General features: G+C 61.7%; 8 protein-coding genes. 5 read left to right on the top strand and 3 right to left on the bottom strand.

Annotated features, from left to right (window positions below; genetic code table 11):
• Nucleotides 1-812: 812 nt before the first annotated feature.
• The 3 genes from VFO25_09555 to VFO25_09565 all read right to left on the bottom strand — a co-directional run bounded on the left by VFO25_09555 (nt 813) and on the right by VFO25_09565 (nt 4209).
• A protein-coding gene (locus VFO25_09555; GenBank protein ID HET9343144.1) for an IS3 family transposase occupies nt 813-1933 on the bottom strand; the annotation gives its coding sequence in 2 pieces (ribosomal slippage) (nt 813-1681 and nt 1681-1933; 1122 coding nt in all).
• Nucleotides 1934-2227: 294 nt separating this feature from the next.
• Entirely contained in the window at nt 2228-3367 is a 1140-nt protein-coding gene (locus tag VFO25_09560) for a hypothetical protein (protein HET9343145.1), read from the bottom strand.
• A gap of 5 nt (nt 3368-3372) precedes the next feature.
• Nucleotides 3373-4209 (bottom strand): ABC transporter ATP-binding protein, encoded by an 837-nt coding sequence (locus VFO25_09565; GenBank protein HET9343146.1) that lies wholly within the window; start codon nt 4207-4209, stop codon nt 3373-3375.
• A gap of 656 nt (nt 4210-4865) precedes the next feature.
• Between VFO25_09565 and VFO25_09570 the strand changes: the two genes are divergently transcribed.
• From VFO25_09570 to VFO25_09590, 5 genes are all read left to right on the top strand, one after another.
• A complete protein-coding gene (locus tag VFO25_09570) occupies nt 4866-5435 on the top strand; it encodes a MarR family transcriptional regulator (protein HET9343147.1) in 570 nt (189 codons plus the stop codon).
• A complete protein-coding gene (locus tag VFO25_09575; protein ID HET9343148.1) occupies nt 5432-6094 on the top strand; it encodes a hypothetical protein in 663 nt (220 codons plus the stop codon). The genes VFO25_09570 and VFO25_09575 overlap by 4 nt, the downstream gene beginning before the upstream one ends.
• 36 nt (nt 6095-6130) lie before the next feature.
• Nucleotides 6131-7423: an HlyD family secretion protein gene (locus tag VFO25_09580; GenBank protein HET9343149.1), complete on the top strand. Its 1293-nt coding sequence runs from the start codon at nt 6131-6133 to the stop codon at nt 7421-7423.
• A gap of 31 nt (nt 7424-7454) precedes the next feature.
• Complete coding sequence (locus VFO25_09585; protein HET9343150.1) at nt 7455-9092, top strand: DHA2 family efflux MFS transporter permease subunit; 1638 nt, start codon at nt 7455-7457, stop codon at nt 9090-9092.
• A gap of 132 nt (nt 9093-9224) precedes the next feature.
• Nucleotides 9225-11837 (top strand): insulinase family protein, encoded by a 2613-nt coding sequence (locus VFO25_09590; GenBank protein ID HET9343151.1) that lies wholly within the window; start codon nt 9225-9227, stop codon nt 11835-11837.
• Nucleotides 11838-11915 lie beyond the last annotated feature (78 nt).

The following is an 11915-nucleotide window of genomic DNA, read 5'->3' on the forward strand; positions in this document are numbered from 1 at the left end:
AGCGGTCGCACCGGCGTCAAGCTCGTGCAAAATCCCGATGATCTGCTGCTCGCTGAATCGCTTCTTCATGGGCGTCTCCTCCAGGTGAGTACGCCCAGAAAATCACAGTCTCATTCGGCCCGAGTCTCGGGGGTCAGCGCAATTGTCGTCTGGCCGAATTGATTGTAGCCTAATGGAGGCGGTTAGCGCACAAACCCTTCTAGGCACTCCGCTGATCCACCATCATACTCGACCAGCAGAAAAAGGTGACGACCGCCACCTGCTAAGCCAAACACTACCGGCTGCGCTTACGAGGATCGCGTGGCGATTCGGCAGGTCGATCTTAACACGGTACCTAGGTGCCGAATAGTCTTGGCAGATCTTGCCTCCGTCAAACGGGATGCAGGGAGGCCACGAAAGGACTTGCAGCGTCCGAGCGACGCGTTGAAGAGTTCGAACTCCGTGAATCGTTATCTCCACATATCGGTAGCTACCATCTGGCTCGTTTATGCGGACGACGGGTATGCCCTGTTGCAAACCTACGAGTTCGATCCGCCCAGGATTGAGAGGCACGCCCGAGGTCTCTTCTTTAGACAGCACAATCGGTTTTATTCGCCCCTTATCGAGGACGCCTAGCCGCGATGCCTCACCACCTTCGGTATTCCAATAGTATGGTGGACGGTTCGGATAGTAAGCGACGTAAAGTTTTCCATCGGACCCCTCGATCGCTGAGCGAGGATAAATGTCAAAATCGGGGATGAAGCGTGTGAGGCGGACAGTCGGACCAAGGTCAATATCGTCCAGCGCGAAGTTGGTCTTGACCCCGTTCTTGGTCAAGCGGGTTGGGTGATAAGCTGGCTTTCGAGCTCCGCCATCCGGGCCAGGGCAAAGGATTGCGGCGATCGTTGACCCAGCGATGAGTGCGGGTGTTCGGCGTTGTAGTCTTGCCGCCATTTCGCAGCAGCACGTCGTGCGTCGTCGAGTGATTCGAAGTAGCTCGCGTTGAGTAGCTCGCGCCGTAGCATCGCATTGAGCGATTCGATAAACGCGTTGTCGGTCGGCTTCCCTGGGCGCGAATAATCCAATTGCACCGCGTTGTAGTATGCCCAGCGGTCCATCGCGAGTGCGGAGAACTCGCTGCCGTTGTCGCAGGTGATCCGTTGCGGCTTGCGTTCGAGCACGATACCGCGGAGGACCTCAACGACGTCGCTGCTCGTCCAGCGCGGTCGCACCTCCAGCGCCACGCACTCGCGCGTATGCGTATCGACGATCGCCAACAGCCGAATCGCGCGACCGTCAGCCAGCCGATCGTGGATGAAATCCATGCTCCAGACCTCGTTCGGCCGGGTTGCCACGACACGTGCGCCCCGAAGGACCGCACACCGGCGCCGTCGTGGCCGCTTGCGTCGCAAACCCAGATCCGCCAAGCGATAGAGCCGGAAGACCCGCTTATGATTTGCGCAGATTCCGTCCATGCGCAGCCGCGCCGCGATGCGGCGGTACCCATAGTGCACTCGTCGCGACGCGATGTCCTTGATCTTGAGCGTCAGCGCTTCATCGAGCTGGAGACGCCGATGCCGGTAATACACCATGGCACGATTCGCCCGCATGAGCCAACACGCACGACGGCAACTGATCGAATAGCGCTCTTGAATCGAGCCGACGAGCTCGCGCTTGCGCGCCGGCTTCAGAGCTTTTTTGCGATCACGTCCTGCAGGATCTGGCGATCCAGACTCAGATCGGCGACCAGTTGCTTGAGCTTGCGGTTCTCTTCCCGCAAGACCCGCAGCTCGCGCACCTCGGGCACGCCGAGGCTGCCGTACTTCTTGCGCCAGCGCAACATCGTGTTGACGTGAACGCCCAGACGACGCGCGACGTCGACCAGCGGCGTGCCGGCTTCGACTTCGCGCAGCGCGGCGGCGATCTGCGTATCGGTGGCCTGGTGACGAGGCATGCTCGAGACCTCCTCCCGCGGCCGCCTTCACGGCCGCGAAATGGTGGTCCCGCTTGTCCACTTTGCGGGGGCTAGACCAAAGTGAAACGTCGGTCGAGTTGTGGGCGAGGGCGCCGCGATCGGTGTAGGCGGAGACAGATGCACGTGGTCGAACGCGAGCAATAGGACGGCTATGCCGAGCGCAACCAATAGGAACGGCCTTGGATGCCAGGCCGGCTGGGTCAGCAATACAACTGCTCCGTCACTGGACAGTCGTGCACGGTCAGCGAGCACTTGGGGCAAGCGCTCGGGTATTCAAATTCGTGCCGCTCTCCACCTGAGGATTGCGACGAGCATGCCGGCTACTGCGAGACCAATCAAAGCTTCAAGGTTGTAGGGAGTCGAATCAGCGGTATCTGCGGTCCCGATGCTAGGTACAAATAAGTTCGAAAAGACGATAGCGTAATGACGAAATGGGTTTAGGCCATCGAGCGCGGGTTTGATCCAATCAAGAGGGCGTGGCAAGCCATATCCTATCGAGGAACCAATCATGAGTTCGACGACAACGATAACGCCAAGCACAACGACAGCGGTCACGCGTCTCGCCGCGGTCGTCAACGCGAGCGTTACACCATAACATGCGAGCGTAATTGACCAAAGCAGACAAACCGAAACTATCTTTAGTCCACTCACTTGCCCAGGCTCTATGCCCTTGAAAGGATAAGCAAAAACCGGGACCGACACAAGCAACAACCCAATCGAAGCGACGCCGAGCGTCAAGAGCATGACGTCGATTCCGATCGCTGTCGCAACAAAAGCCGTCTTCCCGACCGGTCGTGTCCGCACGATCGATAAATGATTCGCGACATCGTCGCCCAAGCCTAACCCGATTACGACGCCGAAGAGCGCACACAGCAGCGACACAATTGCTAGAACTCCCGACAACGTCACGGTCCCGCCGAAAGCTTCCACCGCGTCAATTCGGAATTCATCATGCCATTGAACGGGTCGCCCGTCCGGCGCCCTAATACTAATGAATTCTATTATGTTGCGATGACCGTTAGGGTAGACGACCACATGCTGGCGTGGAATGCGGAGACGTTCAACAAACGTGCCGACCGATGTGCGTTCCTTATACAGGTTGTTCTGTTCAAGGAGAGTATAGCTCGTATGATGCTCCGGTTGCGACACCGGATAACTAGTAGGTTGAGCGACATGCCCCCACGGGAAAGCGGGCCAGCTCACCTCGGAATAATATACACCTGGCCAATAGCCCAGATCTAGAGTGACCGACTCGCGGGAAGACGGCGGTCTGTAGTCAAGCGTGCGATGGAAAGAACCGTAAATAGTCACATTACCGAAAAATGACATCATCGCGAGAATGACGACGATGCTACACGCAAGCCAGTAGAGAGCACGCACCGTGCGACGGACTTGCACGAAGTAAATCTTCATGTAGCCTATCCGCTCAAGTCACTCGCAACGGCGTGCAGGTAAATGTCCTCAAGCGTGACGTCCAAGATACGAATGCTAGCGCCGTCTGCTTCGAGCTGGCTGCGGAGGGCATGTACGTCCTCGCCGTTAGTGTAGACGCGCCGGATCGCTTCTTCCGCTTCCCCGCCTCGGATTGCTTCGACGATCTTATGGCTCGCGAGGAGATCTTCAACCCGGCCGGACTCCACGATAAGCCCAGAATGTAGGATGGCTACGTTTTCCGCGACCCTCTCCATTTGGCCAACGTGATGAGAGCTCACCAGGACCGCGGCTCCGTCCGCCGCCGCGGCCACCATTAGGTCTAGAGCGTGACGCTGCGAGCCTGGGTCGAGTCCGCTCATCGGTTCGTCGAGTACGATGATCGACGGGCGTACGCAGAAGGCGAGAACGAGACTAAGAGCCGTCTGCTGCCCTTTTGACAGCGCTCGAACTTTCTTCGTAGGTGACAGTTGAAAGCGATCGAGAAGAGCGGCGGCGCGCCCGTGATCGTATGCCTTGAACTGTCCACGCGTCATATCAAGGTGGTCTCTGACGGTAAGCCATCCGTAGCATGCGGGCACATCCGGCACATATGCAAGCCGCTCAAACGTTTTGGGCGTTAGTGTTTCATTATTGATGAGAATGCGACCTGAGGTTGGCGTCGAAAGTCCAACAATACACCGAAGCGTCGTCGACTTGCCGGCGCCGTTGCTTCCGATGAGCGCGAAAATCGTTTCGAATGGAACGTCCAGGCTCAGTTGCCGGACTGCGACGGCGCGGCCATATGTTTTTGTGAGTCGATTTATCGCGATCGCCGCTGTCATGCTGAAGTTCTATTCGAAGATGGCGTTGATCTTTCGACGTATGCCTCATCGACGGCGCGCTCAAATGTGGCGCGCAGCGCCCGTCGTGAGATCCCGATGGACCTCGCCTCTCGGACAATCGTACCAAGTGTTTCGGCAGTTGACGTCATCAGCGACTCGCGAGCGCCACTTCTCGCCGCATCGTCCCTTACGAACGTTCCCTTGCCCGGCACGGCTTTGATCAATCCCTCACGCTCGAGTTCACGATAAGCCCGAGCAACTGTGTTTGGATTGATGGTGAGTTCGATTGCGAGTTGCTTTGCGGTCGGCAGTTGATCGCCAGGGCCTAGTGCGCCGAGGGCGACTAGCCTCCGAACCTGCTGAACGATCTGCTGATAGATTGCGCCGGATTTGGGCGCAAGCGACAAGAGCCCCAGGAAAACAACTCCATTCGCGGCGACAAATAGCTAAATAGCTAGGGGAATAGCTATTTTGATGGAGCATATCAGCCGGAGTCCAGGCCGTCAATCCCCCGCGCGTCGTGATCAGGGCCGAGGGTGGTGTCACGAACTGTCCGTTTTCGCCGCCTGCGCTATACCCCGGGACAGAAAGCGTCTTGACGAGATATTTCAAGTGGTTTATAATTAGGCGGTAAACCATTAGGAGATAAACCAAATATGACCCCCCGCGAACGCGAGACCCAGACGACGAACCGGCCCTGCGAAGACCTCAAGGGACTACGGGACGGCATCGCCACTCACTGCAAGAACTTCGAGGCGGATTACGAGTCGGTTAACGCGATCGTCACGCTCAAGCGGACGTCGGCCGAGTTCGAGAACTTCGTCACGACGTATTTCAAACAATACGACCTCTCGCCGGGGCGCTTCAACGTCCTCATGTCGCTCTTCAGCTCACCGAACCACACGCGTTCGCTTTCCGATCTCGGCGACTATCTCGTCGTCACCCGTGCGAACATCACGGGCCTCGTCGACGGTCTCGTCGACGACGGCATGCTTCTGCGCATCGACCACCCGGACGACCGTCGAGTCGTGCTCGCCGAGCTCACAGAGAAGGCGGTCAAGTTCCTCGACTGGTTCGTACCGATCCACCTACGCAACATCAAACGTCTGACCGAGTGCTTCACGTCGGAAGAGAAGCGAGATTTCGTCGCCCTCCTCGACAAGCTTCGCGGTCACATGCAGCAACTCGCGCCGGAAAAGATGGAGTCGAAAGCCCAAGCGTCATGAAGACCCAGATCCTCGCAGCCGCCGCGGCGCTCGCGCTGACGGCAGCGGCAGCACCCGCGAACGCCGCGACGACGGCGCTCAGCGGCCAAAGCGTCAACGCAATCGTCACCCAGCTCGAGCAGCGCATGGACGCGGTGAGCGCGTATTCCGCGCACATCCGTCTCGCCGTTCAGTTGCACAGCTTCCCGTTCATCGCCGCGAACCTCGACGGCACGACGACCTACGAGAAGCCCGGCCACTACACGGTGACCTTCGACTCGCTTCCGAGCCTGGCGAGCGCGTTCCAGAAAGTCTCGGGAGACGTCGGCGACCCGGCCGCGTGGCAGCAAAAATATGCGATCGCGATCGATACGACCGTCCCGACGGCCCCGAATACGCTAGCGCTTCGTTTGACGGAAAAGAACAAGGGACAAGTGGACCACGCACTCGCGTTCGTCGATCTGGCGTCTCACACCGTGACCCGCATGGAATGGTACTACGTCAACGGCGGCCGTATCGCGATGGACCAGCACTTCGCCCCGATCGACGGTGTCCTGCTGGTCGATTCGCAGGCCGCGGACATCGACATGCCTGGGTATAAGGCGACTGCGAACGCGACGTTCGACGGCTATGCGGTTCACGTCGCGTCCGCCCTGCACACCGCTTCACTCACACGCTAAGCCTACAACCGACTAGATCAGGAGCTATCATCGATCATGTCCACGACGCAAGAACGCCTGCAAACCCCGCCGCACGAGGCGCCCGACGGATCGGTCGACGTCGCGACGACGGGGCGCAAACGCCGCTTCCTGATCCCGATCGGGATCATCGTCGCGATCGTCGGCATCATCTTCGGCGTTCGCTATCTCATCTACGCGGCACATCACGTCTCGACCGATGACGCGCAGATCGGGGGCGACATCACGACGATCTCTGCTCGCGTGAAGGGCCAAGTCGTCGGCGTCTACGTGCACGAGAATCAAGTCGTGCACAAGGGCGACAAACTGCTCAAGATCGACGATAGCGACTATCTCATCGCGATCGCGCAAGCAAAGGCCGCGCTCGCACAAGCGCTCGCAGCCCAAAAGGCCGCGGTGCAGGGCGTGCCTCTGCAGTCTGCGGTAACGGCGGCCCAAACCGCGCAAGCCGAAGCGGGCATCGCTCAGGCGAGCGGTCAGACGCAAGCCGCGAACGCCGGCGTCGTCGCCGCCGAAGGCAAGCTCGCCGCGGCGCAGGCGCAAGCGAATGCGGCGACGGCCGACGCGGTGAAGGCGCAGCACGACCTCGATCGCGCGAAGCAGCTCGTCGCCGAGGGAGCAATCCCGCGCTCGCAATGGGATGCCGCCCAGGCCGCGTACGACAACGCGATCGCGAACCAGCAGTCGGCGCAACACGACGTTTCCATCGCCCAAGCGGGTATCACGCAGGCGTCGGCCGCGGCGCAACAGGCGCAGGCCGGCATCGCCGCGGGCAATGCGCAGTTGCTTCAAGCGCAGACGGGCAACCAGACGACGGACATCAAGGTCTCACAAGCCCAGACCGCCAGCGCCCAGGTGACTGCCGCTCGCGCGGCGCTCGCATCGGCAGAGCTCCAGCTCTCGTACACGAACGTGACGGCACCTATCGACGGCGTCATCAGCAAGAAGTCGGTCGACGTCGGCGACATGCTGGCGGTCAGCCAGCCCGTCATGGCCATCGCGTCGACGAATGATCTCTACGTCGTGGCGAACCTCAAGGAGACGCAGATAACGAACGTCCGCGTCGGGCAACCGGTCGAGATCAAGGTCGACGCCTACCCAGGCCGCACGTTCACCGGTAAGGTGTTGAGCCTCTCGGCGGCGACCGGGGCGACGTTCGCACTCATCCCGCCGGACAACGCAAGCGGCAACTTCACAAAAGTCGTCCAGCGGCTCCCGGTGAGGACGAGCATCGACGCCTCATCCGACCCCGAGCACATGCTCAAACAGGGCTTGTCGGCCGAGATCTCCATCGACACGACGAACCACTAGACGCTCGCGACCATCGAGGATCCAAGAAGACATGGCTGTCCGTAGCGCCACGCTTGGCGCCCCGCGCCCCTCGACGAACGGACACCGCAGCGCCGCGGCGCCCGCCAGGCCGGCACGCCGCATCGCGGGCAACAAATGGCTCGTCGCGCTGCCGGTCATGCTCGCTGCGCTCACCGCGGTGCTCGACGCGAGCATCGTCAACGTCGCGCTGCCGAACATGCAGTCGTCGTTCGGCTCGAGCGTCGACGAGATCGACTGGATCATCACCGGTTACCTCATCAGCAACGTCATCGTCATCCCGGCGACGGGTTGGCTGTCAGGCAGGTTCGGCCTCACTCGCTACTTCATAGCGAGCCAAGCCGTGTTCCTCATCGGCTCCGTCCTTTGCGGTTTTTCGTGGAATTTGGGCTCGCTCGTGTTCTTCCGCGTCCTCCAAGGCATCGGCGGCGGCGCGATCTTGCCGGTGACGCTGACGATCATGCTCGAAGCGTTCCCGCCCGAGGAACTGGGGATGGCCTCCGCGCTGTACGGCGTCGGCGCCGTGCTCGGTCCTGCCATCGGTCCGACGCTCGGCGGGTATCTCACCGACACGTTCTCGTGGCCCGCGATCTTCTTCATCAACGTGCCGCTCGTGACGCTCTCGATCGTCTTGACGCAGATGTTCGTCCACGAGACGGCGCCGCCGCAGGGCGCGGGCAAGGTCGATTTCGTCGGCCTCGCGAGCGTCGCGGTGTGGCTCGGCACGCTTCAAGTCGTGCTGCAGGAGGGCGAGAAGAACGGCTGGTTCGAGTCGTCGTTCATCATCGGATTATCGCTGACGTCGCTCGTCGCGTTCGCGGTCTTCATCTATACGGAGCTGACCATCGAGCGGCCGCTCATCAATATCCGGATCTTCAAGAATCGCGATTTCGCGGCTGGGTCGCTCGGCGGCGCGCTCATCGGTGCGACGCTGTTCGGATCGGTGTTCGTCATCCCGCTCTTCGCGGGCACGCTGCTCAACTACACCGCGTTCCAGATCGGCTTGCTCCTGCTGCCGACGGCGCTCGTCAGCCTTGTGCTCTTCCCCGTCGCGGGCAGACTCTCGCAGCGGCTCGACCCGCGCATCATGATGGCGATCGGTGTGCTGCTCATGTTCTCCAGTATGGTCGGCAACGGCTTCCTGACGCTGCAGTACTCGTTCCAGCAGATCATGACGATCCAACTCATGCGCGGCGCTGCGCTGCCGTTCTTGTTCACGTCGCTCGGCCAGCTCGCGCTGACGAAACTACCGCCGCAACAAAGAGCCGACGCATCGTCGCTCTACAACCTGACGCGGACGCTCGGCGGATCGATCGGCATCGCCATCATCGGCACGCTCATCGTCAACCGCGAGCGTTTCCACTTCGAGCGCTTCGGCGAGTCGGTGACGCAGTTCGCGGTGGCGACCCAACAGCGATTGCTCGGCCTCGGCAATGCCTTCGCGTCGCGTGGCGTGCCCGGCGTCCATGAGGCGGGGCAGCAGGCGAACGCCGCGCTCGCGGGCGCGCTGACGCAGCAGGCATACGTCTCGGCGTTCGACGATGCGTCGCTCGTGCTCGCCGGCGCCGCGATCGTCATGCTCGCACTCATCCCATTTTTCGACGTCAAGAAGCAGCCCCGTCAAACGCCCGCCCACGTCGCGGCGGACTAGCGCGACGGGAAACACTCGCGGGCGTAGATAAGCGACGCTCCAGAGCCGGCATGACCCCGGTTCCATGGCAGGTTTTCGATGGCGAATCTTCGACCATTCGTCGCCGCGGTTTTGACCGCGGCGTTAACCGGTTTGTCCGCAACAGCGGCGAACGCCGCGTCGCTCAACCAAACGGGCGCGATCCCATCAACGCTCTCTAACGGGCTGCGCATCATCGTCGTGCCGATGAAGCACACGCCGCTCGCCTCCGTCGGCGTGTACTACGACGTCGGCAGTGCCGACGCGCCCGCGTCCGACCCAGGCCTCGCGACTGCCGTCGCGGCGATGCTGACGACTCACGTGGCCGGCCTGAGCGGAACGCAGGTGACTGAATTGACGAGCGCGCTCGGCGGGGCATCGGGCGAGGTGTGGGGCACTAGAACGACTCTATACTATAACGAGGTCGCGCTATCGGACCTATCCGCCGCTCTTCGCATCGAAGCGGACCGTATGCTCGGGTTTGGAGCGTCGAACGACGATTGGAGCGTCGAGCGCTCGGTCTACGCTCAAGCTGCGTCGATGAACGAAGGGAATTTCAACGTACTGTGGCACAGCGGCATGCTCCACGCCTTGCAGCCGCGGTCTCCCATCGCGCGGGATAAGTGGACCTCAGAGTCGTTGTTGAACCGCGACTCTCTATCGGTCCTCGACCGCTTCCGTGCGACGTGGTTCACGCCGAGCAACGCGGTGATCATCGTCGCCGGCGGGGTCGATCCTCAGGCGATTCTCGCAGACATCCGTTCCGACTTCGGTTCGCTGCCCGGCGGCGCCGCTCCGAAGCATGCCGGCGATGACTTGACGCCGCCGCACGCAGCGAACATCCTTTTCAAACGGAATCTGGTCACGCGGCCCGCGTACGCGTGCGTCGACGAGCCGGGCTCTTCGAGTCGCGACTTCGCAGCAGCGCAGATCCTCAACGACGTCGTCCAGTCGACCGATAGCGCGCTCTCCGAAATGCAGGAGTCGAGAAAAGCCCTCACCACGTCGTTCACACAGATTTTCGGCGACCGCGAGCTCACGATCATGTGCGCGCAGGCTGCCGTCGGGTTCGTCGAAAACAACAATTCGCTGGCCGACGCCTTGCGCGCCGTCCTCGCCTCGTACGCCGAGCACGGCGTTTCGGCCGCCGACGTCGCGGCTGCGGTCAAGTACGAACACGTGCAGCGCGTGATCCAAGACGCCGATCCGTACGCGACTATGGACGAGTGGGGCACGTACGTCGCCGCGCTCGGCTATTCGACGCCTGACGTGTACTTCGCGGCGATCGACCGCGTGACGCCGGCCGACGTTGACCGCCTCGCGCGCGAAGTCTTCAGCCCGCGAACTATCGCTGTTGGAAGAGTCGTGCCGGCGCCGTCGGCGGCTCCGACGACCGCGATCGCGCCGCCGTCGGCAACGGCTGCGCCAGGCACGGCGACGTTGCCGCAATGGGCCTCGGCGGTCGTTCGAGATGTCGACGGCTCGCTCGCAAACGCTCCAACGCCGAGCGAAACGACCCTAGCGAACGGCATCCGAGTCATCACGGTGAACCGGCCCGGCTCAGGCATTGTACAGGTTTTCGGTCGCGTGAAAGTGAGCCCGCAAGTCGAGGCGCCGCCCGGCGACGACGGCGTAGACCTCGTGCTCACTCACCTGTTCGCGGCCGGCCCCGCGGACATGAGCCATGAGGATTTCGCACGCCGAATCGGGGCGCTCGGCGGACAAGAATCGGCGGGCGCAGATTTCAACCTTTCAATCCTCCCGGCAGATTTCGGTCGAGGGCTCGCGTTACTCGCCGATGCGGAGCTGCACCCGTCGTTCGCCGGCCAGGAGTTCGGGCGCGCCAAGCTCGACGCGGTCGACGACGCCGCGGACCAGACGATGAGCCTCGGACGGTCCGTCCAGCAGTCGCTGTATGCCAACTTGTTGCCGCCCGGCGATCCGGCCGCACGCGTTGCGAGTCCGGTGTCGGTTTTCGTCCTGACAGCCCCCGAAGTTCGTTCCTATTACGAAGCCGCGTTTCGCCCCGAGCGGACGACGATCGTCGTCGTCGGGGACATCGCGCCTGCCGCTGCAGTCTCCGGCATCGAGAGGGCGTTCGGCATGTGGAGCGACGCCTCGACACCGGCTCCGCCCGACGACCTTCCTACGCTTCCCGAAAATACGGCCGCGCGCGTCGTGATGCCGGCGCACGTTGTCGGCATTCGGATCGTCGAACTTGGTGAGACAGTCGAAATGCGTCCGTCATCGGACGACTACGAAGCGTTCTCCGCGGGCATGGAGGTTCTCGGCGGAGACCTTTGGTCGAGCCGGTTGAGGCGCGATATCGTCGACAACCGGGGTTTGGCAGTGTCCGTCAAGCAGCAGGTCGACATCGAGACAAACCGCGCGACGCTCACGATTACGTACGTCTGTGCTCCGGTCAACTCGGTCAAGGTGCGTAACCTCATCACAAGCGACATTCGCGAGATCCAGACGACGCCGCTGACAGCCGACGAACTCGGCCGCGCGAAGGCGCTGCTCGTCCGTCAAGAGCTGCTGCAGATGGGCAGTCCGAAGGAACTCGCGCAGCAATATCTCGGCTTCGCCGGTCTCGGTTTGCCGCTCGACGAGCCGGCGCTACGTGCGGCTCGCTATCTAGGCCTCACTCCGCGAGAGGTGATGCTTTCGCTTGCGGCCAGGCTGCGCGCCGACGGGTTTGTCGACGTCGAGTTCGGCACACAGTAGTAGGCCGAGCGAAGCTCGGCTGCACTCAAATGTGGTATGCCGAGCGAAGCTCGGCTAAGATGGATGGACCGCGGCGGT

It is taken from the genome of Candidatus Eremiobacteraceae bacterium (assembly GCA_035710745.1).
Lineage (GTDB): Bacteria > Vulcanimicrobiota > Vulcanimicrobiia > Eremiobacterales > Eremiobacteraceae > JANWLL01.

Coding starts and splice junctions, on each gene's coding strand:
- VFO25_09585 (HET9343150.1), top strand. CDS start 7,455: ATGGCTGTCCGTAGCGCCACGCTTGGCGCCCCGCGCCCCTCGACGAAC.
- VFO25_09575 (HET9343148.1), top strand. CDS start 5,432: ATGAAGACCCAGATCCTCGCAGCCGCCGCGGCGCTCGCGCTGACGGCA.
- VFO25_09565 (HET9343146.1), bottom strand. CDS start 4,209: ATGACAGCGGCGATCGCGATAAATCGACTCACAAAAACATATGGCCGC.
- VFO25_09580 (HET9343149.1), top strand. CDS start 6,131: ATGTCCACGACGCAAGAACGCCTGCAAACCCCGCCGCACGAGGCGCCC.
- VFO25_09570 (HET9343147.1), top strand. CDS start 4,866: ATGACCCCCCGCGAACGCGAGACCCAGACGACGAACCGGCCCTGCGAA.
- VFO25_09560 (HET9343145.1), bottom strand. CDS start 3,367: ATGAAGATTTACTTCGTGCAAGTCCGTCGCACGGTGCGTGCTCTCTAC.